This window comes from Brevibacillus reuszeri (assembly GCF_001187725.1).
Taxonomy (GTDB): Bacteria; Bacillota; Bacilli; order Brevibacillales; family Brevibacillaceae; genus Brevibacillus; species Brevibacillus reuszeri.
Genome location: NZ_LGIQ01000011.1, coordinates 116850 through 140100 on the forward strand (window position 1 = coordinate 116850; position 23251 = coordinate 140100).

Sequence of the window (23251 nt, forward strand, 5' to 3'; positions counted from 1 at the left end):
TCATGCAAAATAAACAGGAACTTCTGGAAAAGCTGACGGGTATCCAATCCTCCCGCAAAAGCTACTACAGCGAGCTGATCTACCTCGTCGAGGAGATGAAGAAGAAAAACAAGCAGCTTGCCGTCATCAACCAATTGACGCAAATCCAGATCAATGCGACCTGGCCACAAACCAGTATCTATATTGCGACACAGCTCTCCCAGATTCTGCTGTTTGAGCACTTCGCCCTAACCATCGTCAAAGGAGGCATCCTGTCCTCGTATTTAGCGAAATGGACGGGGGATAGCTGGCAATGCCATACGTTGACCAAATCCGTGCTTGGAGAAGCTCCTTTGTTGATTGAGCAGTATCATCTCGATTTGCAGGAGGTGCTGCCCGAGCACCATGCCACTTCTGTCCCACTGCGCAGCCAGCTGAATGAGACATTTGGCTTTTTGACCCTCTTTCGTCGGGAGGCGCGGCAATCAGACAGGGACGAGACTGATTTGTTCCAGCTCATTGCCAGCCACGTAGGTGTAGCCGTGGAGAATAGCCTGCTGTTTCAGGATGTGAATGAAAAGATCAAGATTGAGGCCCAGCTCATCCAGTCAGCTAAAATGGCAGCGATTGGCGAGATGGCAGCAGGAATCGCGCATGAGCTAAACAGTCCGTTAACGGCGATTTTGGGCAATGCGCAATTACTGATGCGCGAGATGACAGATACTCCCGCCGCTCCCTTGATGAAGGACATTTACCAATGCGGGGTGCGCTGCAAAAAGATCATCCAGAATCTGCTTACCTTTTCCAGACAGGAGGAGTACTTATTCGCAACCATCTCCATTGATGAGGTGGTCGAGGACGTTCTTGGTCTGATCGGCTATCAGCTTTCCGTATCTGGTCTGACCGTAAAACGGGAGATGGCTCACCCTCCCCTGTTATTTCACGGGAGCCGCCACCAAATCGAGCAGATTGTGATCAATCTGTTGCTCAATGCCCGAGATGCACTCGCTGACAAAGAGGACCCGCAAATTACAATCCGCTCCTTCCAGTTGGAAGAGGAAGGCCGTCTATACATTGGCCTGTCTGTGCACGATAACGGCTCAGGTATTGCCCCAGAGCTTCTTCAGCAAATATTCCAGCCATTTTACTCCACCAAGGAGCAAACCAAAGGGACAGGACTTGGCTTGTCTGTCAGTCTGGGGATTGCGCAAGCACACGGGGGAAAGCTTTTCGCCGAGAGCGAAGAGGGCTGCTACAGTCTGTTTACACTGCTTTTGCCACAATTAGCAGAAGAGGAGAGCGAGCATGGAGAAGAAACGGATATTGATCGTGGATGATGAAACAGAGGTCACCACTTTTTTCACCTATTTTCTGCGGCAAAAAAACTGCGACGTCATTGTAGCCAATTCAGGCAAGGACGTGGAGCGCTTGCTGCAAAATCAGCGTGAGCCCTTTCATGCCGCATTGGTCGATTTGAAATTGCCCGATTCAAACGGACTTGAGCTGCTCAAGCGGATCAAAGCCGTGTTTCCCGGCTGCGAGGTACTAATCATGACAGGCTACAGCACGATCAAATCAGCGGTGACGGCGATGCAATGGGGAGCCAGAGACTATTTGGAAAAACCGTTTGACGATCTCGATAGTCTGGAAAATGTCATCGCTTCGGTTCTGGAGTCTTCTTTCCAGCAAGCAGATGAACTATCCCAAGAAGCTGCACAATATGGTATTGTGTATTCACCAGAGAGTCCGATGGCCAAAGTAGCCGCAATCGCTAAAAAATTAGCAAAAAAAGCAATTCATGTACTGATTGAGGGTGAAACTGGCACCGGGAAGGAATTGATGGCGCGGTTTCTTCACGGGGCAAGCAATCGCTACCAGCAACCTTTTGTCGCTTTCAACTGCGGGGCTGTTCCTGAATCCCTTTTGGAAAGTGAGCTGTTCGGCTACGAAAAAGGCGCCTTCACGGGAGCGCTCAAGGCACGCAAAGGCTTATTCGAGCTTGCCCACAATGGCACGTTGTTTCTCGATGAAATTGGTGAAGCCCCCCACTCTATCCAAGTGAAGCTCTTGCGTACACTTGAGACGGGAGAGTTCATGCGTGTCGGCGGCGAGCAGGTCGGACAGAGCAATATCCGCTTTATTTCTGCCACGAACCGTGATCTTGAGCACGAGGTGGAAATGAATCGGTTTCGCAGTGATTTACTTTATCGCCTGGAAGGAATCAAGCTGGCTATCCCTCCGTTGCGTGAGCGTGCCCAGGATATCCCCGCAATCGCTCATTATTATTTGGAAAAACGCAGTAGTACACCATGCGAGATCGATTCGGAGGCAATGGCGCTTCTCCAGTCTTATCATTGGCCGGGCAATGTGCGTCAGCTCATCAATGTGCTCAATCAGACGCTTGCCCTGCACGAGTGCCAGGTGCTGCGTTCGGAGCATTTGCCCGCAAGTATTCGCGATAAGGTGAAACGCCAGACAAGTCTTTCTACTATTTCGTATGGTGGTGTGGAGAACGCCATTGATCAGGAGTGCGAGCGATTTGTGGAGTCGATTACACGCAACGTGAAATCGATTGAAGGTTTTGACTTTGAGTACTTAATCAAGCGTATCAAAATGCTTGAGGGCGAAATCGGACGGACAATTATCGAAAAAGGCTTGACCGAGACAAAGGGCGACAGGCAGCTGTTAAGCAAGAAGCTGAACATCACGAAACGAACGATCCGTTACATTTTAAACGAAAAAGGGGGTGGCTGACGCTGCCCCCAGGTAGGAGGCTTTGCGCATTGTGGCACCGCAAAAACATCATTGGTCAATCTCATCGTTAAAAAGCATTCCAGCTGATGTATCTGTCTCAGCAATTATCGTCGGACTTATAGCTACGATGGTTTCCTATGCAGGTCCATTACTGATCGTGTTTCAAGCAGCCAAAGGAGCTGGCCTTAGCGACGGTCTACTCTCCTCGTGGATTTGGGCGATTTCAATCGGGAGCGGACTGACCGCCATTATTTTAAGTATCTGGTTCAAAACGCCCGTCATCACGGCTTGGTCTACTCCGGGGGCTGTTCTGCTCGTCTCCAGTCTGACCGTCTATTCTTATGCCGATGCGATTGGCGCTTATATTTTTTCTGCCGTCGTCATTACGCTACTCGGTGTTTCCGGACTTTTTTCTACGCTGATGAAGTATGTACCGCAGTCGATTACAACGGCTATGCTGGCGGGAATATTGCTTTCTTTTGGAGTCGAGGTGTTCGTCTCGATGCAGCATCTCCCCGCCCTGGCATTGCCGATGATTTTTTGCTATTTATTCGCCAAGCGCTGGTCTCCGCGTTATGCCGTCGTGCTCACGCTTTTGGTAGGTCTGGTCGTGGCTTTTGGACTCGGCCGTCTGCATCTGGAGGGCGTACACATCGCTTTGGTCAATCCCATTTTTACGATGCCCAGCTTTTCACTCGATGCCATTATTGGATTAGGGATTCCTCTGTGCATCGTTACGATGGCTTCACAAAACGCTCCCGGCATCGGGGTGCTGAAAGCAGATGGCTATGATACGCCAGCGAGTCCGCTTGTGGCAACGACCGGTCTTGCCTCTTTGCTGCTCGCTCCGTTTGGCGCTCACGGCATTAATCTGGCCGCGATTACCGCTGCGATCTGCACGGGCAAGGAAGCGCATCCGGACCACACCAAACGGTATATTTCAGGAATTGCTTGCGGCGCCTTTTATCTCGTGTTCGGGATGTTCGGTGTCACGATCGCCTCAGTGTTCTCTGCAATGCCAAAAGAACTGATTGCAGTCATTGCCGGTCTGGCTTTATTTGCTTCTCTCAGCTCCAGCCTTGCACAGGCGATGACGGAGCCAAGAGATCGGGAAAGTGCGCTCGTCACCTTCCTCGTCACGATCTCTGGCATTTCCATCGGCGGAATTGGCGCTGCCTTCTGGGGACTGATTGCCGGTGTTATCACCAATCTGATTTTGAATGGCGATGTCCGTAAATGGTTTGTCAAAAAAGGGGTTTCTCAGGCTTCGTCAGAGCGGTAGAAGCCTTGCTCCTCAGCATATCGCCCCCAGTGCGGTCTGCTTCCATCCCGATCCGTAAAGCCGTATTCGTCAGACAGCCCCCATGTGCTCAGTGTCTTTCCTGACTTCTCTGTAATGGCTGGATCGGATGCGAGGGCCACGACAGCCTGGCCGATGTAATAAGGGGTTTCAGATACGATGAAGTTCGGATCAATCCCCGCCGCATCTCTCCACGTGGATTCGGTTACGCCAAAATGATCGAGCATCGCTTCCGAGCGTAGGAAGCCTGGGGTCAAGGCTACGGCTGTAATGCCATGTGGATGTAATTCTTTTGCCATTGCCTGTGCCAGATGGATTGTCGAGATTTTTGCGAGACTGTAGTAGAGATTGCCACGGTACCGATAATCAATGCCGTCGGTAATCTCTATGATCAGTCCTGTTTTTCTCTCCAGCATGAGCGGCACGCCGTAATGACTTGTAATCAAATGTGTATGCACCGCTCTCTCCTGCATCAAAATGCCCGAGGCCAGCTCTTGCTCCCAAAATGGTTTCTCCCATGCCGTTAACCCATCTCCGCCCCAAATATCATTGACCAGCACATCCAGCTGCCCGTTTTGTTCCAGCTTCACTCGCTCAAACAATGCCTTCACTTCTTCGGGCTGTGTATGATCTACACGAACCGCAATCCCTTGTCCACCCGCTACCGTAACCAGCTCAGCTGTTTCCTCGATCGTCTCCGTACGCGCCATATCGGACATTTGCTCTCTTGTGCTTCGTCCGGTTACGTACACAGTCGCTCCCGCTTCTCCAAGTCCTACTGCAATTCCTCGCCCAGCTCCACGTGTACCGCCTGCTACCAGCGCTACTTTTCCTTGCAACGGCTTCATAAAAAAACACCTCTTTCGTATTGATTGATTGTTAGCCATGCATTCAGTCTACAAAAGCAAATATGACAACTGCTGTCATATTCGATACGATAAGATAAAAGAAATCAAACGGAGAGATTATTTCCAGCAGGAGGGAGTCCATTGCGGGCAGATCGGTTACTATCTATTTTGCTGCTTTTACAAAATCATGAGCGGCTGACATCAAAAGAGCTGGCAGAGAGACTGGAGGTATCGGAGCGAACGATTCATCGCGATATGGAGGCTTTGAGCGGAGCGGGAGTACCCGTCTATTCCGAGCGGGGCGCTGGCGGTGGATGGTCGTTGTCCCATGGATACCGAAGCAATCTGACGGGTTTGAAAACGGAGGAGCTGCTTTCACTCCTGCTCGCCTCCCCTACTGCGCTACTGCGCGATCTCGGGATGGATACAAGCTTTGATGATGCCCTATCGAAGCTGGAATCGGCCCTGCCGAAAACGGTTCAGCAAAGCGCGGATCACGTCCGGGAGCGACTCCATATTGACGGGGCAGGCTGGCATCAATCGGATGAAAGCTTTCCTTTTTTGACGCTGATCCAGGAAGCTGTCTGGCAGGAAAGAGAGCTGCTGATTCGCTACAATCGGGACGGCACCGAAGTAGAACGGCTGATTCACCCACTCGGGCTGGTCGCAAAGCGGAGCGTCTGGTATTTGGTCGCACAAGTCGAGGCGGATTTGCGCACGTATCGCATTTCTCGCTTCATCGCTGTACAAATGTTAGAGGAATCATTCGTTCGTCCGACGGACTTTGATCTGGCGACCTATTGGGAGCAATCGACGAGGGACTTCAAGGCATCACTGCCCCGCTACCCTGCACGCATTTTGGTACGCGAACAGATAATTGCTCGTCTGGCAGCGGAGCGCTATATAAAAATAGCCTCGACCCAGTCTATCGAGAATGACTGGATCGAGGCTGAAGTGGAATTCCATACACTCGAATCAGCAAGTGAGATTGTCCTTGCCTATGGAGCGTACATCAAGGTGATAGAGCCTGCCGAGCTACGTGAGAAAATCATTGCGATCGCAACAGCTACTATCAATCTTTATCATTAACTGGAGGTCGCGATGTCTGTTCCTTTTGTTTCCTTTCCAATCGCCAGCAGCACGAGGGTGCCGAGTACAAGGACAACGGTAAAGATGCTAAAAATGAACGCGTAGCTGTAATGCTGGGCTGAGAAATAGCCGACGAGATAAGGCGCGATAATACTGCCGATGCGCCCTACTCCAGAGGCAAAGCCCGAGCCTGTAGCCCGCAGTGGTGTCGGATAATTTTCCGGCGTATAAGCGTAGAGCGCTCCCCAGGCCCCCAGATTAAAGAAGGAGAGCAGGGCCCCTGTAACCAAAAGGCCTGTTGTTCCACTGCTTTGACCAAATGCATACGCCATGATTCCAGTCATGAATAAAAATGTCGCCAGCGTACTTTTCCTTCCCCACTTTTCCACGAGGTAGGCTGCTGCAAAATACCCTGGCAGCTGGGCCAAGGTCATGATCAAAACGTACTCAAAGCTTTTGATCATTGTAAAGCCTTTGTCAACCAGCACGGATGGCATCCACAGGAACATGCCGTAGTAGGAAAAGGTAATAGCAAACCAAACCACCCACAGCGTCATGGTTTCCTTTTGATGAGCAGTCCAGATTTTTTTCAATGGTACCCTCTCTGCTCTGGGCTGAAACTTTGGTGATTCTGGAATGCTTTTTCGCGCAAACAAGGCATACACGATCGGCAATGCCCCGATGATCACCGCAACACGCCAGCCGTAGTTCGGAATGATAAAGTAGGAAATGACTGCTGCTGCAATCCAGCCGACTGCCCAAAAGCTTTCCAGAAGCACAACTGTACGGCCACGCTTTTCTAGGGGAGCAAATTCATTGACCAACGTCGAAGCTACCGGCAGCTCTGCTCCGAGCCCAAGCCCCATCAAGAATCGGAATAGAAGCATGGTCAAAAAACCAGTGGCAAACGCGCTGGCAAGACTCGCTGCCCCAAACAGCAGGAGTGTAAGTAAAAAGATCGGCTTGCGTCCGATCCGGTCGGCCAAATACCCGCCAATAAACGCCCCAAGCGCCATCCCCACCAAATTACCGGTCCCCAATAACCCGGCTTCTTCCCCAGACAAGCCCCACTCTTGCCTGAGCGCTACCATAATAAATGATAAAAGTGCAACATCCATAGCATCAAACATCCAACCGAAGCCGGCCGCCCAAAATACTTTCTTGTAAGGTGCTGACATTTGCTATTCCCTGCTTTCTTCTCGAATGCTTTCACGTAGCTTTTGTACTCATTTCACTTTTGACTTCATTTTCCTGCCAAGCCAGCACATTTGCTCGATGATCCTTTGCTTAATAACAGCGTGACCCGGACTCTCACGCGACATACTTTCTGTGCGATAACGTTCCTTTTTTGACCCGTCTCTCTATGGTAAGCTGTTTTGTATACATTTGGAAATGGAGTGTTTTGCGATAATGAAATCGAGCATCTATCTGATTCTGGCCACGGTTACGTTTCTTACCAGCGGAATTATCTACACAGCCGAGAGAGCTATTGCTTATTATTCCTGGATTGGGCAAATGCAAGCGAAGACAGGGAGCTTTCCAACGGAACCAGAGCTTCCTTCTCTGGTGACAAATGGCTATGTCCTCTTTTTCCTCGCGTTTAGTCTTTTTCTCGTTGTACTGATGTTTCTCGATCGAAAAAAGTAAGAAAAGACCAAAAAGGCATGCGTCATGGCATGCCTTTTCCTATCTTAAACGAAACCGCCATTTACACGGATGGTTTGTCCCGTCACCCATTGGGATTCCGCGCCTGCCAGGAATAGAACTGCACCGATGATGTCCTCCGGCTCGCCAAGGCGTTGAAAGGAGTTCATTCTCACAATCGCGTCAATCTGCTCCTGGCTTTTGCCTTGGCTAAACAGCTCTGTATTTACCGGACCTGGTGCGACTGCATTGATTGTAATTCCTTTTGGCCCCAGCTCCTTCGCCAGCTGTCGGGTAAACTGCTCCACCGCCCCTTTTGTCCCTGCATATACGCTGTATTGTGGAAACATAGCTCCGGTCACAGACGTGGAGAAGTTAATGATGCGCCCCCCTGAAGTCATATGCTGCGCAGCGCGTTGACAAGCAAAGAAGGTCCCTTTAACATTGGTGGCAAACAGGCGGTCGAAATCCTCTTCTGTAACAGCTTCAAGAGGCTTGGTAATCATCAGTCCTGCATTGTTGATCAGAACATCTATTTTTCCATACACGCGAAGCGATTCCTCAATCAGTTTATTGACTTCTGCCACTTTGCTAAGGTCAGCCGAAATGGCAACTGCCTCTCCGCCTTCGCTTTGAATGTGGCGCACTGCTTCCTCTGCCAATGACTTGTTGCTATTGTAATTGATAATGACCTTCGCGCCTTCGCGAGCAAATCGCTCTGCCATCGACCGACCGATCCCTCTGGATGCGCCAGTGATAAGAACCACCCTGCCATCGAATGCTTTATCCATCGTTTGTCCACTCCCCGTACCCGTCTGGATGTTTTTGAACCTAAGCAAAGTGTAATGGGCTCATGTCCCCCCAACAAGAAGGCACTTTTTCATCGGATAGTTACTTTCATGTAGGAATTCGATCAGCTAACAATTAGTATCGTCCTGAAAAAGGAAAAAAGATGTACGGAAGGAAGCTGAACACCCATGTTTCTGGATATTTTGCGAGCAGACCCGGCTTACGATGAAGAGGATATTGATTGCTATATTCACGTTTCGACGACGATTCAGGCGATTGGCGGCAGGTGGAAGATGCTGATTCTTTGGCATTTGGAGGAAGGCGAGCGACGTTACAATGAGCTGCGCCGCCTCATCCCTGGCGTCTCTCAGAAAATGCTGTCTCAGCAACTAAAGGAATTGGAGCAGGATGGATTAATTGAGCGCAAGGTATTTCCGGAAACGCCACCACGTGTGGAATATGCCATGACGCCCTACGGAAAAACGCTTCGACCGATTTTCGATATCATGTATGAATGGGGTGTGAATCACCGCCAGCGTCAAACTACGGAAGGTACAGAATGAGAAGTGTGTGACTGCACACATAGCAAAAGGATGCGCGGGCAAGTACTTCTACCCTCTTGCCTCCGCATCCTTTTTCAGATCGCTACTTCACAATCTGTTCTTCCTGATTGCTCTGTTTCTTCTTTACGTGCCAGTACAGCTCATGCACAAACTGCTCTGTCGACTCTTGCAAGCGTCGGGCTGCTTCGGCCTCGATCTCTCCTGTCCCATCCTCGTTCTTTTTCACCTGAGTATCCTGAACAAATGCGCCAGCGAGCACATGTCTTACTCCCAGAGCAGCCAGCAGTGGCCCCAGCGCATAATCGATAGCCAGCAAATGTGCGATCGTTCCACCGATGGCAAGCGGCAATACGAGCTTGCCATTCAGCCCCTTTTGCGGCAAAAGGTCCAAATACGCTTTTAATATTCCAGTATAAGATGCTTTATAGACTGGTGTCGCGATAACTACTCCATCTGCTTGCTCGATAAGGGCGTTTGCCCGGATGATTGCCTCGCTGTCAAACCGCGCATGAAGCAGATCCTCTGCCGGCAAATCACGGACTCGAATCCACTCTATTTCCAGATTTGCTTCCCGCAGCTGTTTCTCTACGACTCCGAGAATCGTATCAAGTCTGGAGGTTTTGGTTGGATTCCCTGAAAGAATGACGATTTTTGCCATGATGATGTAATCTCCCTTCTCTATCTGCAACACCTAATATCTAGCAAGTGCATTCTCTTGCGCCTGCTGTGTAAGGCTGTCAATTTCTCGTTCTTCCTGGGCACTCAGTCGCTCATCAACATACCGCAACGTTTCACGAATGTGACTTGCATCAGAAGCCCCTACAATCGCTGAGGTGATGACTGGATTGCTCAACACCCAGGCGAGAGCTAGCTGTGGCAGTGTCCAGCCCCGCCGTTTGGCAATCGGGCGGAGTCCCTCCACAATATGAAAATGGCCCTCTTGTGCAAGCAATTCCAGCAAGCGCTGCTCTTTTGCCGCCCCTCTCGTTCCCTCTGGAGCTGCGTCTCCAAACGTGTATTTTCCTGTCAAAAGTCCTCTGCCTAATGGGCTGTAGGAAATGACGCCCACTTGCTCCGATTTGGCAAAAGGAAGCAGCTCCCGCTCGATTTCCCGGGAGATGATGCTATATTCCGGCTGGATGCTTTCAAAACGGTGCAAGCCCGCCCTCTCACTGATTCCATGCGCCTTGGCGATTTGCCAGGCTGCGTAGTTAGACGCACCTAGATAGCGCACTTTTCCTTGGCGCACCAGATCATCAAGTGCCCGCAGCGTTTCCTCCAAGGGCGTATCCGGGTCGAAGCGATGTACCTGATACAAATCGATGTAATCCGTTTGCAGCCGCTTCAGGCTGTTCTCTACTGCACGAATGATATGGTACCTGCTTTGTCCCGTGTCATTGACCCCGCGTCCAACACGCCCATGAACCTTGGTAGCCAGCACGATCTGATCCCGCTTTCCGCGCAGCAGCTTTCCCAAAATTTCCTCTGATTCCCCTGTCAGCTCCGGATTTTTTTGATCCAGACCTCTGCCGTAAACATCCGCCGTATCAATTAACGTAATGCCTTCTTCTAGCGCAGCAGCAAGCACTGCCTCTGATTCCTTTTCTCCAATCCAACGCCCGAAAGCCATCGTTCCCAAGCTTACAGCAGATACCTTTAATCCCGTTCTCCCTAGCTTGCGATATTGCAATCCGGCCAGCTCCTCCCGTGAATTGTCATCCGCTTCCATTTATCTATTTCCCGTTTATGCCTGCCTTTTCCTCTCCCGTCATCCGCTGTAACTGTCTCGCCACCTCAGCCATTTCTTTTCAAAATAACGGACCAGCGAATCTGTCGCCTTTCCAACGATGGCAAATATGATTATCCCCACAAAAACAATCGAGGTTTGTGAAAATTGCCGCGCATCCATAATCAAATAACCGACACCTTCACTCGATCCCATCAATTCGGCTACGACGAGTCCAAGCCATGCAGCACCCAGAGACAGCCGAACACCAAGCAGGATATTGGGCAGAGCTGCCGGAAGAACCAGCTGCGTAATTTGCTTCCAACGACTAAATTGGAGCACGCGAGCCACGTCGAACAGCTTGGAATCCACGTTGCGTATCCCCAGAAATGTATTCACATACAGTGGAAAAAATGCGCCCTTTGCAATCAGCAGTACCTTGGAAAACTCCCCGAAGCCAAACCAGAGAATGAACAACGGAATGACAGCGAGGTGCGGGATCGTGCGCAGCATTTGCACAGAAGGGTCCAGTGTCTGCTCCACGCGGCTGGAGAACCCCACAGCCAGCCCCGTCAAAAGCCCGATCGCGCCACCGACGACAAATCCGAGAGCCGCCCTGGTAATACTGACCTGTAAATGACCAAACAGCTCTCCACTGACTACAAGCTCTACAGCGGATTGCGCGATTTCTACAGGGGTAGGCAGCATGGTTTTAGAGACGAGCCCAAGCATTCCCGCCAGCTGCCAAATAACGAGGGTCACCGCCGGGAGCAGCATGCCTTTCCCTGCCATGATGGCTTTTTCGCTTATTCGTAATCGTTTTTGCTTCTTTGTAATCGCCTCCGATCTGTTCGCAACATGGGTGGCTGTAAGCCCCTCAGCCTGATTGCTCATGTACGCTTCCCCCCTTTAAATCCCTGAGCGGTCCATCAGCACCAATTCCTCGACTTTTTCAAACTGGCTCAGAATCAAATGGCGCAGCTCTTGAAATGAGCGGTTTGCCCGCTTCCGCGGATAAGGCAGATCAATCGGAATGATGCTTTTGATCGAGCCTGGGCGAGCATTCATAATGACCACTCGATTCGCAAGATAGATGGCTTCGTCGATATCATGGGTGACAAAAATCATCGTTGTTTTGTTCTCCTGCCAAATATCGAGCAGTACCTCTTGCATGTGAGCACGGGTAAAGGCATCCAGTGCCCCGAATGGTTCATCCAGAAGCAGCACCTTCGGATTGCGGAGCAGGGCACGTGCGATCGCGACTCGCTGTGCCATGCCTCCCGACAGCTCACGGGGAAACGATTTTTCGAAGCCCTCCAGACGAACGAGCCGGATGAGCTCCTGCACCCGGTTGTGAATATGCGGGTATTTGAGCGGCAGATTGGCTGCGATGTTTTTTTCTACCGTCAGCCATGGGAACAGCCGCGGCTCCTGAAAAATAAAGCCTTTGTCTATACCTGGCCCACTTACCTGTTGTCCACCGAGCAGAACGCTGCCCTCATGTCCGGTATCGAGCCCTGCCACGATTTTTAGCAGCGTGCTTTTCCCGCACCCGCTCGGACCAATAATCGTTACAAACTCTCCTTCTTTTACTGCTAGTTGAATTTTTTGCAAGGCTTGAGTCTTTCCTTGCGGCGAGTCAAATGTTTTGTCCAGATTGCTGATCTCCAACAAATCTGCTTTCATGGTGAGCACTCCTTTCACGGTCCGGGCAGGCTCAGGCCGATTCGACCTTGGCAGCTTTGGCTTGCCTTGCTTCTAGTTTCTTTTTCAGCACCGGCAACAAAAGCTCGCCTGTGATTTTGGCTTCCTCCAGATGCGGGTATCCCGAGAGGATAAAGGAGGATATTCCCAAGTCGATGTATTCCAGAATGCGATCAGCTACTTGTTCGGGAGTTCCGACGAGCTGGACAGCCCCGCCTCCTCGCACGATTGACAAGCCGGACCACAGATTCGGCCCGAGGATGTAATCGTTATCGCGTGAGCGCTCACGCAAGTCGTTTTGACGTTTTTGGTTCGTCGCATCGGTTTGGGTAAAGGTCTGCCGGACTCGCGAAGCGCCTCCTGGTCCACCTGACTAATGATTTCCCACGCTTCCCTCCAAGCTTCTTCCTCAGTGGGGCGCACCAATACTTGTGCCCGAAGACCGTAGCGCAACTCTCTGCCTGCCCCATGCTCCGTTTCATAAGCCTGGCGCAGCCCTTCCACCTCCGCGATTTGTTCTGCGATCCAATCCAGCGGCTCTGCCCACATCAGATAAACATCCGCTGTCTCTACCGCGACACGCTTGCCTGCCTCGGAGCTGCCACCGAAGTAAAGCGGTGGGTACGGCTTTTGGACAGGGGCAGGCTGACTCGCTCCTCCCTTAATGTCATAGTACTTGCCTGTAAAATGCACAGGCTCCACCTGATGATAGGCTTGATTGCTCGCCAAATATTTGTCTTTTTTCGCTTGCGAGTTCGTCCAGACGGATTTTACGATGTGCAAAAACTCACGAGTGCGCTCATAGCGTCCGTCATGATCATGTGCAAGCGGATCCCCTGTAGCCAGCAAATCCTGTGGACTGCCCCCTGTGACAACATTAATCAAGGCGCGTCCGCCGCTGACCTGATCAAGTGATGCCGCCATCCGAGCTGCGAGCACGGGGGCGATCAATCCCGGTCGCATCGCTACAAGCGGCTTCAATACACTCGTCTGGGCGGCAATTGTGGAACCGATAATCCAGGAATCGATGCAGGAACCGCCTGTCGGGATCAGGGCAAATGTAAATCCTGCATCCTCCGCAGCTTGCGCAACTTCAATCATGTAAGCAGCCGTCGATTCGCGCTCAGGCTCTACCCCGATATGCTTGCCGTCTCCCGTTGTCGGAATAAACCAGCCAAACTCGACTGCTTGATCTGACTTGCCCATCGTTCTTCCACTCCTTTGTGCGTTTTTATTCTTTGAAAAAGCAAAGGAGGCACAGTCACGTCATCAGACGAAACAGTGCCTCCAGTTGTCCGGTTGGCTTTTTTTATTCTCATCGGTTTACTTGGTAATTGAGCGTTATCGTATCACCGCTGCTCATGGCTGTCAATAGTCGTTGCTCGTCTCTAAGTATTTTTCACAGTTGACGGCTTTCTAATTTGTTGCTATCATCCAACTCATACTTTATCACTCGGATTAATTCATCCGCCGACCGGACCACTGGAGGCCTCCGTCCAAGAGAGCATCATTATCTTGGATCGAGGTTTTTTTGCATGCTTTTTTGTTGAAACAGACAGATCTTCGATACGGGGCTTTCTGAAAAATTTGATGAGGTGATATCCATTGGGCAAGCAAAATCGATCGCTTCACCTGAATCTTTTCCTGGCAAGTCTGGGACATCACGAAGCAGCCTGGCGTCATCCTGCTTCTGATGTAAATGGCATCTACGACTTTCGCTATCTCGAGCGGTTGGCACAAAAAGCAGAGCAGGCCAAGCTGGATTCCCTCTTCCTAGCAGATCGCTATTCTACTTCGCAAAAGGCGGTCAAATACGGAGCAGTTGGGGGCTTGGAGCCGTTGACCCTGCTCTCTGCTCTCGCGGTTGTCACCAAGCACATCGGGCTGATCGCTACCGTTTCCACCAGCTTCAACGAGCCGTACAACATCGCCCGCAGGTTTGCTTCCCTCGACCATCTCAGTGGTGGCCGTGCTGGCTGGAACATCATCACTTCCGGTACGGACAGCGAAGCACAGAACTTCAATCTGGATCAAATCCCCGCACATCACCTGCGCTATGAGCGTGCCAAAGAATTCGTCGAGGTCGCGCTCAAGCTATGGGACAGCTGGGAGGAGGATGCCCTGATCAAAGATAAAGCCTCCGGTATTTATGCCAACAATAGCAAAGTCCATGAGCCGAACCATCGCGGCAAGCATTTTTCTGTACGCGGCCCCCTCAATCTGTCCCGTTCTCCGCAAGGTCGACCGCTTCTCGTGCAAGCAGGCTCCTCAGCAGATGGCAAGGATTTTGCTGCCGAGTACGCCGAGGCGATTTTTACAGCCCAGCAAACCATAGAGGATGCGCGAGCCTTTTACGCGGATGTTAAAGCACGTATTGCCCAGCTCGGACGCATCCCGGAGCATGTGAAAATACTGCCTGGCATCTGCCCAATCATCGGTGAAAGTGAAGCGGAGGCAAAAGAAAAGGAAGCACAGCTGCATGAGCTGACACATCCCGCATACAGTCTCCTCCAGCTTTCCAACCGGATCGGCTTTGATCTATCTGTTTATCCGCTGGATGGCCGTTTGCCCGAGCTGCCGGCCACGGAGCAGATCGCCGGACATCAGAGTCGGACCCAGCTCATTCGTGATTTGGCCGATCGGGAAAAGCTGACCATTCGAGAGCTGCTCCTCCGTCTGGCAGGCGGTCGCGGTCACCTTACGATAGCGGGGACAGCCAAGCAGGTAGCTGACGAGCTGGAGCAATGGTTTGTGAGTGGTGCCGCTGATGGGTTCAACATTATGCCGCAGCTAACCTATGGCGGACTGGATGATTTTCTCGATCAGGTCGTACCTGAATTGCAGCGCAGAGGCTTGTTCCGCACTGAATATACAGGTACCAAGCTGCGCGATCACTACGACCTGCCGTATCCGTCTAACCAATACGCCGCTTCCCTAGAGCATCCATCCACATAAAAGCGAGGATCGCCAGACCTGCATTCCAAAAAGGAGAGGATCATTGTTGAAAGCTCGTATGCGTGTAACATTCATTTTGTTCATCCTCTTTACCCTGCTGCTCACAGCCTGCGGAAGTACAAATAACGAGAAAAACTCATCTGCACAAGGGCAACCAGCGTCAAACAAGCAGGCGCCAGCGGAAAAGACTATCATAAATATTGGCATTCAAGGCAGCACCGGCATTTTTTCTTACGCGCGGGATAAAGGCATTTTTGAGGATGCCTTTGCCAAGGCAGGAGCCGAAGTAAAATGGCATGAATTTGCCAGTGGCCCACCCCATTTTGAAGCCATTGCCTCTGGGCGACTGGATTTTGGTTCAACGGGTGGTACGCCCGTCGTCTCTGCACAAACAGGTGGCGTCGACTTCAAGGCGATTGCTGTAACGAGTGACGGTAAGCGCAACAACGCGATTCTCTTGCCTAAAAATAGCCCGATAAAGGATATCACGGAATTGAAAGGGAAAAAGATTGCTGTTGCAAAAGGCAGCAGTGCTTTCAACTTTCTTTACCTGGTATTGGATCGGGCAGGGCTCAAAGCAGAGGATGTACAGATTATCCACCTGCAGCCGGATGAAGCGAGACCTGCTCTTGATACCGGAGCCATTGACGCCTGGTCGGTTTGGGAGCCTTATATCACGACTGCTGTCGTCCAGGTTCAAGCCAGAAAGCTGGTGACGGGCGAAGACTTGAATATTTTTGCCCCTGGTTTCCTCATTGCCCGCAGTTCCTTTACCAAGGAGCATCCGGAGCTAACCGTCCTGTTTCTCAAAACCTACGAAGAAACACGTAAATACTACGTTGAGCATTTGGACGAAGTGACGGATGAATTCGTAAAAACCAAAAAGCTGCAACGAGAAATTATCAGCACTGTCCTGAAAAACTCGCAGCCCATTTTGTCTCCCATCACCCCAATATTTGCGAAGGCTCATCAGGAGCAGGCAGATTTTCTGTACTCGGTTGGCGCCATTAAAAAGAAGCTAGATACCTCGGAAGTGCTTGAGAGCAAATATGTCGAGCAAGCCTTGAAAGAGCTGGCGGAAAAGAAATAGCTGATCCTGATGCAAAAAGGCTGTCGAATCACACTCTTCGACAGCCTGCTTCTGCTTATCCCATTTATCCAATCAACAAGGTAACAAACGACTCTCTATCCAGGTTTCCGAAAAACTCCTGAATGTTCACCTCAGATAAGACCGCGCTAACGGACGGACGATCATATGGTGTATCACGCAGCAGCTCCTCGAGTTCCGCTACATCTCTCACCCCGAAGAAATCTCCGTAAATTTTTGCTTCTTTAATCCGCCCTTTCTCAATATCCAATTGAACCTCGACGGTACCAATGTCAAAGCGCTTGGACTGACGGTAATTGCTTTTTGGAGATTTGCCGTAGTTCCAATCCCAGCTTTGATAACGGGAATGGGACAGCTCATTGATTTTGTTCCAATCCTCGGCTGTGAGCTTATACTCTTCTACTTCTCCACCATCAAAAATGGAGTGAAGAATCGCCAAGCGGAATTCCTCAATCGTCATTTCCATATCAAGAAACTCTGCAATATTGGCAACCCGGCTGCGAATCGATTTAATGCCTTTGGACTGGATTTTTTCTGCGTTTACTTTCAGCGCAGATACCACATTTTCCATTTCCGAATTGAAGAGCAGCGTACCGTGGCTGAACATACGTCCCTTGGTGGAATACTGGGCGTTGCCGGAAATTTTGCGCTCTCCTACCTGGATATCGTTTCTGCCCGTCAATTCTGCCTCGACCCCTAATTTCTTCAAGGCTTGTACAACCGGCTCGGTAAATTTACGGAAGTTGTGGAAAGACTGGCCGTCGTCATTGGTAATAAAGCTGAAGTTCAGATTTCCGAGATCGTGGTAAACAGCTCCGCCACCAGATAGCCTGCGAACGATGTGAATGTTGTTCTCCTCAACATAGCTGGCATTAATCTCTTCAATCGTATTTTGGTTTTTACCTATGATAATGGACGGTTCATTAATGTAAAACAGCAAGTAATCATCGCCATCCGGCAAACTTTTGAGAGCATACTCTTCGATTGCCAGATTGATGCGCGGATCGGTAATTCCTTGATTGTCTATGAATTTCATCGGTCAGCCTCCATCCGAAAAAGTATTCTTTTGCCCCTATCATACCATGTATTTCCTTTGAAGACTTGGCTTTCCCCTGTTCAGGCTGTACTCGAAGTGTTGAGCACTTCCTCAGAGTTTACAAACGTTTTTTGTTGCTGAAACATTCAGATTAAACTATTTTTACTACCTACTTTTGTCGATATAAAAAGAAATACATATAGAGATAGAGGGGTAGGTTTAATCGTGAAAGAAACCAAGTACACTGGTCTACGGTCTGTGCGCACGAAGCTGGTCATCATTTGCTTAATCCTGTTAGTGCTTCCCAGTCTGATCGTTGGACTTCAAGGCTATTATTCATCCAGTAGAAACTTAAATGACCTGGGTGCACGCGCTTTGAAAAACAATGTAAACATGACGATTGAAATGGTTGATACGCTGCAAAGGTATGTAACGGAGGGAAGGATCACCAAGGACGAGGCAGAGGAGCAAATCAAGAGCCATATCCTCGGCCCCAAGCAAGCTGATGGTACGCGTCCGATAAACAGAAACATCGATAATGGTGAAAGTGGCTATATGTTCGTCATGGATGAAAAAGGAAACATCCTCGCTTCTCCCAATAGTGAAGGCAAGAACCAATGGGAAAATCAAGATGCAGACGGTATCTTCTTTAATCAGGAGATCATTAAAGCGGGGAAAAGCGGTGGCGGATTTACGTACTACCAATGGGAAAAGGTCGGTATCCCGGACCTGATGTTTCCAAAGGTCGCATACTCTGAGCAAGACCCTCACTGGGGCTGGATCATTGTTGCGAGCAGCTACATGGAGGATTTCAACAAGCCTGCTGAAAGCGTTTTGTACGATCTTATTGTCGTATTAAGCATTTTTTTAGTGAGCGGTTTTATACTTACCTGGTTTGCATCCGGATATATTTCCAAACCTCTCATTTCTATGGCGTCTCTCGTAAAAAAGGTAGCTGCAGGTGATTTGACGGGAGAAAAAATCGTCTGGAAAAGCCGAGATGAAATCGGTCAGCTGGGTGAGCATGTGAATCTGATGACAGACAATTTGCGCCAGCTCCTCTCGCGTGTCAGCGAAAGCTCCGCACACGTCGCTTCTACTGCTGAGCAATTGACGGCGAGCTCGGAGCAAACGAGCAAAGCGACAGAACAAATCGCGACAACCATCCAGGAAGTTGCGATTGGAACTGATGAGCAATCACGCTCCGTTGTAGAGACATCTCATACGATGAATGACATGTCGAGCCGCTTACAGCAGATTGCAGCAAACACTGAACAGGTATCCATCGCTGTGGATACCGCTTCGGAGAGCATAACAGGTGGAAACGAAGCGGTTCTAATAGCCGTTGAACAAATGTCGTCCATAAGCAGTACCGTCCACGGACTCGAAGATTCCATCAAGGCGCTTGGACAGAGCTCGGCAGACATTAGCAAAATTGTTGAGGTCATTACTTCTATTGCAGAGCAGACAAATCTACTGGCACTAAACGCTGCTATTGAAGCAGCTCGGGCTGGGGAGCAAGGCAGAGGCTTTGCCGTAGTCGCCAATGAAGTTCGCCTTTTGGCTGAGCAGTCGGCTCGATCAACACAGCAGATCAAGGAGTTGATTGCGACGATCCAGCATGAAACCAGCTCTGCAATCAACGCCATGGAGATGACAACTTTAGAGGTAGCTGCAGGTATTGAGGTTGTGAATATTGCCGGACAATCCTTCCATGATATTTTAGCAGGCACAAGCAATGTAAAAAGCCAGATGCAGGAGGTTACACTCTCCGTACAGCATATGACGGCTGGCGCAAAGCAGGTTGTCCAATCCATTGAAATCATTGCCAATACGGCAGAAGCCTCCGCTTTCGGCTCGCAAAACGTATCTGCCGCGGCCGAGCAGCAGCTTGCGTCCATGGAAGAAATCTCATCCTCTGCCGCCTCCTTGTCGCAAATGGCTGAGGAGCTGCAAGACTTGATCAAGCAATTTAAACTCAAATAAAGAAAAAAACCTTTATCTTGGCCCGTTTGCAGCGAGTCTCGATAAAGGTTTTTTTATTGGAGCGGTCCTGGCAGCTTCGCCGCAGGAAACTTCTTCCACGTAAGCGAAATCGTCGTTCCTTTTCCAAGTGAACTGCTGACAGCAATCGATCCACCAAGCGCTTCCACTAACGCTTTGGTCACAGCCATTCCCAATCCTGATCCTTCTGTCCGCATCTCTGTATTGGTTCCACGGAAATATCGTTCAAACAGACGAGCGGTTGTTTCCTCGTCCATCCCCCTGCCGTTGTCAGCAAAGGTAAGAAGGATGGTGGCTGGCTCTATTGCCTGTAACGTAACTGTGATGATCGTGCCGTTTTCGTTGTGAAAGAGCGCATTGGCTATAAGGTTGTCCACGATTCGCTGGAACCATGGCTTGTAAACCAGCAAATAAGCAGGAGAAGCAGCAGGAATAAAGCGGATACACTCTTGTGGGTACATCGGATGATTCGCAGCCTCGGCAATCGCTTCGGCTAGGTACGCATTCAGCTCCACTCGCTCAACAGATGGAGCGACCTGACCGTTCCGAAGCAGGTACGTCAGCGTAAGATCGTTGATCAGATCATCCATATAAGAGGATTTGTCCAATATAATTTTAGCAAAGGATCGTACCTCATCGGCAGTCCAGTTGTAGTCTTCGTTGACCAAAATATGTGCGTAGCCTTTGATTGAGGACAATGGCGTTTTCAGATCATGAGAAACTCCAGCGATCCATTCCTCTCTCATCCGCTCCGTTTTCACTTGAAGCTGTTCATTGAGATGTAGCGTCTGGGACAAGGATTCCATCGAATCGATTACATCTTGATAAATGCGATATTTGCTCCTTCTGTTTCCATTCTCGTCCCGACTGCGTGGAAGACCGCTCGAATCGGCTGGTTCTTCATACCTTCCCAGCTTTAAAAATCGCAGCCATTTCAGGATATGTGCGATAGGTGTACCCAAGCGCTGCCCGAACCAATAGGAGGTAATTACGAACACGAGCATAGCCACCAGCATAAGTACACCTATGCCGATCGCAAGCACCTTGATTTCAGGCGTCACCCATGGAGCTGTACCTGGCTTTGCTCCTGACATCGGATAACTGAGCAGCCACGTCTGTTTGGTCCCCTCATCATAATGAGAGGTCAGTCTCGTCGCGTAACGGTCCGGATAAACCGAGCGAAGCGCCATCTCCTGTACAGAAAAATTTGAAAGAGCCTCGGCTGGTTTATTGAATGAAGCCAGCTCTGTCCCCTTTTCATCGAGCAGCTGCATCCATGCATGATCCTCTTTTAATTGCCGATCGAGCTCGTCAGGAAGAATGATCCCTTTGTCTTTTACGTCTGCCTGATCAATCAGCTTTTGAATGAATTCATCGTCCTTCTTTTCCAAACCATAGATCAACGTATGTAAAACACCGTTTTTCTCTTGTATCCATAAGTATAGGTGGTACGGAAAAGGAGTTTTTCCTAGCCAATATGACGTTATCTCTCCTGGACCATACTGACGTGGCACATCCTCAGGTGTGTAAAACGAATCCGTCACCCGCCCATTTTCATCAACGTGCTGTAGCCACCCTCCATTTTCACGAACTAAAGCAAGCAGCTCAGGATCGAATTGCAGCGAGTCTCCTTTGGCCTGAATGGTTTCAATCAATTGGTACAAACCTGCGCTTTCAAATTGGCGTGTGGCTTCGATTCGCGACAATTGTTTCATCGTCCATACTAGCGCAATACCTGCCAGAACCGACAGGATGAGCCCCACGATAACGAGCCAGGCGATCAGATGAAGGGCAAGCCTGCTTTTAATATTCATGCATAAATTCCTTTTTCACGAGCTTGTACCCAAGTCCTCTTACGTTCACCAAATACTCTGGCTGCGCAGGGTCAGGCTCGATACGCTCGCGAATCCGATGGATATGCACCATGATCGTATTGTCGTCGCGAATACTATGCTCGCCCCATACCCTTTCATATAGCTCACTTTTGGAAAAAATCCGATTTGGGTTTTTACAGAAAAACAGCAAAAGCTGGAAGACGAGAGTAGGACAGGAAACGAGCTCGCCCTCTACGTATAGCTCGGCAGCCGCTTCATTGACCTGGAAGCGACCGAAATGGAGGATACCGCTGGATGTACTCGCCAAAGCAACCGACGATTTCTGAGAACGTCTGAGCAAGGACTTGATCCTCGCAACAATTTCCATCGGGTTGAACGGCTTAGTGACATAGTCATCTCCACCCACTGCAAAACCAGTCAGCTTATCAAAATCAGTCGTCCTCGCACTCAAAAACAAAATCGGAGCGTCCGTGATCCTGCGAATAAACGGGCATGCCTCCACTCCGCTCATCGTAGGCAAGGTCACGTCGAGAACAATCAAGTCATACCGTTTTTGTTCACAGGCAGCAAGCGCTGCTTCTGCCGATGTTACTTTATCGATGGATTGAAATCCCTCTTTACGCAGCACGGTTTCCAACAACTGAAGAATGGCCTGTTCGTCATCGACGAGTAGGATCGAGGCCTCATTCACAACCGGTTCACCTCTTTGTTCATTGCGATTTCTTTTATATTACCATTCTCCTGTCATTACGTACCCGTCGATAACCTTAACGGAGTCTTAATTCTTCCTCATCATATTTAAGGCAAGAGTAAGACTGCGTTTCAGGGGAAATAAGACTGGTTCTTTAAGATAGATCTATATTGCGGAAAGGATGATAGCGAAAAATGAAAAAGACCTGGATGATAATGAGTGCCTTCACCTTGCTACTGGCGGGATGCTGGAATAACTATGAGCAAAAAAGCGTAACCACTACTTCTACGGGATCGACAGCGACCCCAGGAGCCACTACAGATAAACTGAAATCGGCAGAGATCGGTCAGGCACTGCTCTCAGGAGAATTCGAACGAGTCTACGAGCAAACCAGTACCGATTTCAAAAAAGAACTGTCAAAGGCTCAATTCGGGGATGTAGTAAAAAACTCCCAGGCTAGCATCAAGTCATGGAATCCGAATTCAAAGCTTACCTTAAATGGCAGCTCCTACGAAACGTGGGTTGATCAAGACGGTAAGTTTGGGCTGATCGCGATGATGAACGAGCAGGCAGAGATTTCAGGTCTTCGTTTCACTCCGCTTGAAAGCTTTACAGAACAGGACAAAGCCTTAACCAAGCTAACCTATCGCGCTCCTTTCAAAGGTGAATGGTACGTCTTTTGGGGAGGGCAAAATGTTCTTGCCAACTATCATTACGCGGTCCCAAGCCAGCGCTACGCGTACGATCTGATTCAGGTAAAGGACGGCTTTTCCTACAAGGGGGACGCTAAGAAAAACGAGAGCTACTACATGTTCGGACAAGAAATTCTCGCACCTGAGGCTGGAACCGTCGTTCATATCGTAAACGATGTTAAAGATAACGTTCCTGTCGGGGTCATGAACGAGGCTCATCCCGCAGGCAACGTCGTCGTCATCGACCATGGAAACGGGGAATACAGCTATTTGGCTCATTTAAAGGAAGGGTCCGTTACAGTCAAGGTTGGTGATCGCGTCGCCAAAGGCGATACAATTGGCCTCGGCGGTAACTCGGGCAATTCAAGCGAGCCACACCTCCATTATCAAGTCTCCGATGGTAAGGATTTATTCACTAGCAAATCTATTCGCGTGCAATGGGAAAACAATTTGAATCCGATACAAGGCGAGACGGTTACTGGTAACTAAAATGGTTAAAGCGGCAGTCTTAGACTGCCGCTTCCTGTTTTGTTG

The 23251-nt window shown here is 49.9% G+C and carries 22 protein-coding genes; 10 read left to right on the plus strand and 12 right to left on the minus strand.

Going from position 1 to position 23251, the window contains the following annotated elements:
• Positions 1-2: 2 nt before the first annotated feature.
• The 3 genes from ADS79_RS25330 to ADS79_RS25340 are packed head-to-tail and all read left to right on the plus strand — an operon-like array spanning position 3 to position 4015.
• The gene (locus tag ADS79_RS25330; RefSeq protein WP_049741245.1) at positions 3-1316 is read left to right on the plus strand and encodes a sensor histidine kinase; all 1314 of its coding nucleotides are present in this window, start codon (positions 3-5) and stop codon (positions 1314-1316) included.
• The gene (locus ADS79_RS25335; protein ID WP_049741246.1) at positions 1285-2733 is read left to right on the plus strand and encodes a sigma-54-dependent transcriptional regulator; all 1449 of its coding nucleotides are present in this window, start codon (positions 1285-1287) and stop codon (positions 2731-2733) included. The genes ADS79_RS25330 and ADS79_RS25335 overlap by 32 nt, the downstream gene beginning before the upstream one ends.
• 31 nt (positions 2734-2764) lie before the next feature.
• Complete coding sequence (locus ADS79_RS25340) at positions 2765-4015, plus strand: benzoate/H(+) symporter BenE family transporter (RefSeq protein WP_049741247.1); 1251 nt, start codon at positions 2765-2767, stop codon at positions 4013-4015.
• Here ADS79_RS25340 and ADS79_RS25345 read toward each other — a convergent pair.
• Positions 3994-4881, minus strand: coding sequence for an SDR family oxidoreductase (locus tag ADS79_RS25345; RefSeq protein WP_049741248.1), 888 nt, complete (start codon positions 4879-4881; stop codon positions 3994-3996). The genes ADS79_RS25340 and ADS79_RS25345 overlap by 22 nt on opposite strands.
• Positions 4882-5022: 141 nt before the next feature.
• Here ADS79_RS25345 and ADS79_RS25350 point away from each other — a divergent pair, with 141 nt between their 5' ends.
• Positions 5023-5970 carry a helix-turn-helix transcriptional regulator gene (locus tag ADS79_RS25350; protein ID WP_049741249.1) on the plus strand — a complete coding sequence of 316 codons (948 nt, stop codon included), beginning with the start codon at positions 5023-5025 and terminating at the stop codon, positions 5968-5970.
• On the opposite strand, the gene ADS79_RS25355 is transcribed toward ADS79_RS25350, so the two are convergent.
• On the minus strand, positions 5967-7148 hold the full coding sequence (locus ADS79_RS25355) for an MFS transporter (protein WP_049741250.1): 1182 nt from the start codon (positions 7146-7148) through the stop codon (positions 5967-5969). The two genes, ADS79_RS25350 and ADS79_RS25355, sit on opposite strands and share 4 nt — an antisense overlap.
• Positions 7149-7380: 232 nt before the next feature.
• On the opposite strand from ADS79_RS25355, the gene ADS79_RS25360 reads away from it, so the two are divergent.
• Positions 7381-7617 (plus strand): hypothetical protein, encoded by a 237-nt coding sequence (locus tag ADS79_RS25360; RefSeq protein WP_049741251.1) that lies wholly within the window; start codon positions 7381-7383, stop codon positions 7615-7617.
• 44 nt (positions 7618-7661) lie between these two features.
• Here ADS79_RS25360 and ADS79_RS25365 read toward each other — a convergent pair whose 3' ends face one another.
• The gene (locus ADS79_RS25365) at positions 7662-8405 is read right to left on the minus strand and encodes an SDR family oxidoreductase (RefSeq protein WP_049741252.1); all 744 of its coding nucleotides are present in this window, start codon (positions 8403-8405) and stop codon (positions 7662-7664) included.
• A 186-nt stretch (positions 8406-8591) separates the two neighbouring features.
• Here ADS79_RS25365 and ADS79_RS25370 point away from each other — a divergent pair, with 186 nt between their 5' ends.
• Positions 8592-8966, plus strand: coding sequence for a winged helix-turn-helix transcriptional regulator (locus tag ADS79_RS25370; RefSeq protein WP_084766073.1), 375 nt, complete (start codon positions 8592-8594; stop codon positions 8964-8966).
• Positions 8967-9048: 82 nt separating this feature from the next.
• On the opposite strand, the gene ssuE is transcribed toward ADS79_RS25370, so the two are convergent.
• From ssuE to ADS79_RS25395, 6 genes are read right to left on the minus strand one after another with little or no spacing between them, the layout of a single operon-like run.
• Complete coding sequence (gene ssuE, locus ADS79_RS25375) at positions 9049-9624, minus strand: NADPH-dependent FMN reductase (RefSeq protein WP_049741253.1); 576 nt, start codon at positions 9622-9624, stop codon at positions 9049-9051.
• A gap of 33 nt (positions 9625-9657) precedes the next feature.
• Positions 9658-10695, minus strand: coding sequence for an aldo/keto reductase (locus ADS79_RS25380; RefSeq protein ID WP_049741254.1), 1038 nt, complete (start codon positions 10693-10695; stop codon positions 9658-9660).
• Between the two features lie 39 nt (positions 10696-10734).
• A complete protein-coding gene (locus tag ADS79_RS25385) occupies positions 10735-11586 on the minus strand; it encodes an ABC transporter permease (protein ID WP_049741255.1) in 852 nt (283 codons plus the stop codon).
• Between the two features lie 15 nt (positions 11587-11601).
• Entirely contained in the window at positions 11602-12378 is a 777-nt protein-coding gene (locus ADS79_RS25390; RefSeq protein ID WP_049741256.1) for an ABC transporter ATP-binding protein, read from the minus strand.
• Positions 12379-12409: 31 nt separating this feature from the next.
• Positions 12410-12631 (minus strand): hypothetical protein, encoded by a 222-nt coding sequence (locus tag ADS79_RS36565; protein ID WP_307725638.1) that lies wholly within the window; start codon positions 12629-12631, stop codon positions 12410-12412.
• A complete protein-coding gene (locus ADS79_RS25395) occupies positions 12574-13602 on the minus strand; it encodes an LLM class flavin-dependent oxidoreductase (RefSeq protein ID WP_307725637.1) in 1029 nt (342 codons plus the stop codon). Before ADS79_RS25395 ends, ADS79_RS36565 begins: the two co-directional genes overlap by 58 nt.
• 399 nt (positions 13603-14001) lie before the next feature.
• On the opposite strand from ADS79_RS25395, the gene ADS79_RS25400 reads away from it, so the two are divergent.
• On the plus strand, positions 14002-15351 hold the full coding sequence (locus tag ADS79_RS25400) for an LLM class flavin-dependent oxidoreductase (RefSeq protein WP_049741257.1): 1350 nt from the start codon (positions 14002-14004) through the stop codon (positions 15349-15351).
• A gap of 46 nt (positions 15352-15397) precedes the next feature.
• On the plus strand, positions 15398-16441 hold the full coding sequence (locus tag ADS79_RS25405; RefSeq protein ID WP_236700102.1) for an aliphatic sulfonate ABC transporter substrate-binding protein: 1044 nt from the start codon (positions 15398-15400) through the stop codon (positions 16439-16441).
• Positions 16442-16505: 64 nt separating this feature from the next.
• Here the strand turns inward: ADS79_RS25405 and ADS79_RS25410 are convergent, their stop codons facing one another.
• On the minus strand, positions 16506-17495 hold the full coding sequence (locus ADS79_RS25410; protein WP_049741258.1) for a lipoate--protein ligase: 990 nt from the start codon (positions 17493-17495) through the stop codon (positions 16506-16508).
• A gap of 225 nt (positions 17496-17720) precedes the next feature.
• Between ADS79_RS25410 and ADS79_RS25415 the strand changes: the two genes are divergently transcribed.
• Entirely contained in the window at positions 17721-19481 is a 1761-nt protein-coding gene (locus tag ADS79_RS25415) for a methyl-accepting chemotaxis protein (protein WP_049741259.1), read from the plus strand.
• 53 nt (positions 19482-19534) lie between these two features.
• Here the strand turns inward: ADS79_RS25415 and ADS79_RS25420 are convergent, their stop codons facing one another.
• Together ADS79_RS25420 and ADS79_RS25425 are read right to left on the minus strand one after the other, a co-directional pair.
• A complete protein-coding gene (locus ADS79_RS25420) occupies positions 19535-21313 on the minus strand; it encodes a sensor histidine kinase (RefSeq protein WP_049741260.1) in 1779 nt (592 codons plus the stop codon).
• Entirely contained in the window at positions 21303-22025 is a 723-nt protein-coding gene (locus tag ADS79_RS25425; RefSeq protein ID WP_049741261.1) for a response regulator transcription factor, read from the minus strand. The genes ADS79_RS25420 and ADS79_RS25425 overlap by 11 nt, the downstream gene beginning before the upstream one ends.
• Before the next feature lie 194 nt (positions 22026-22219).
• Between ADS79_RS25425 and ADS79_RS25430 the strand changes: the two genes are divergently transcribed.
• On the plus strand, positions 22220-23206 hold the full coding sequence (locus tag ADS79_RS25430) for a M23 family metallopeptidase (RefSeq protein ID WP_049741262.1): 987 nt from the start codon (positions 22220-22222) through the stop codon (positions 23204-23206).
• Positions 23207-23251: the final 45 nt, after the last annotated feature.

Bases quoted from the DNA above. Each gene is read 5' to 3' on its own strand.
- ADS79_RS25330 (WP_049741245.1), top strand. From the start codon at position 3: ATGCAAAATAAACAGGAACTTCTGGAAAAGCTGACGGGTATCCAATCC.
- ADS79_RS25335 (WP_049741246.1), top strand. From the start codon at position 1,285: ATGGAGAAGAAACGGATATTGATCGTGGATGATGAAACAGAGGTCACC.
- ADS79_RS25345 (WP_049741248.1), bottom strand. From the start codon at position 4,881: ATGAAGCCGTTGCAAGGAAAAGTAGCGCTGGTAGCAGGCGGTACACGT.
- ADS79_RS25355 (WP_049741250.1), bottom strand. From the start codon at position 7,148: ATGTCAGCACCTTACAAGAAAGTATTTTGGGCGGCCGGCTTCGGTTGG.
- ADS79_RS25360 (WP_049741251.1), top strand. From the start codon at position 7,381: ATGAAATCGAGCATCTATCTGATTCTGGCCACGGTTACGTTTCTTACC.
- ADS79_RS25365 (WP_049741252.1), bottom strand. From the start codon at position 8,405: ATGGATAAAGCATTCGATGGCAGGGTGGTTCTTATCACTGGCGCATCC.
- ADS79_RS25370 (WP_084766073.1), top strand. From the start codon at position 8,592: ATGTTTCTGGATATTTTGCGAGCAGACCCGGCTTACGATGAAGAGGAT.
- ssuE (WP_049741253.1), bottom strand. From the start codon at position 9,624: ATGGCAAAAATCGTCATTCTTTCAGGGAATCCAACCAAAACCTCCAGA.
- ADS79_RS25380 (WP_049741254.1), bottom strand. From the start codon at position 10,695: ATGGAAGCGGATGACAATTCACGGGAGGAGCTGGCCGGATTGCAATAT.
- ADS79_RS25385 (WP_049741255.1), bottom strand. From the start codon at position 11,586: ATGAGCAATCAGGCTGAGGGGCTTACAGCCACCCATGTTGCGAACAGA.
- ADS79_RS25390 (WP_049741256.1), bottom strand. From the start codon at position 12,378: ATGAAAGCAGATTTGTTGGAGATCAGCAATCTGGACAAAACATTTGAC.
- ADS79_RS25395 (WP_307725637.1), bottom strand. From the start codon at position 13,602: ATGGGCAAGTCAGATCAAGCAGTCGAGTTTGGCTGGTTTATTCCGACA.
- ADS79_RS25410 (WP_049741258.1), bottom strand. From the start codon at position 17,495: ATGAAATTCATAGACAATCAAGGAATTACCGATCCGCGCATCAATCTG.
- ADS79_RS25420 (WP_049741260.1), bottom strand. From the start codon at position 21,313: ATGAATATTAAAAGCAGGCTTGCCCTTCATCTGATCGCCTGGCTCGTT.
- ADS79_RS25430 (WP_049741262.1), top strand. From the start codon at position 22,220: ATGAAAAAGACCTGGATGATAATGAGTGCCTTCACCTTGCTACTGGCG.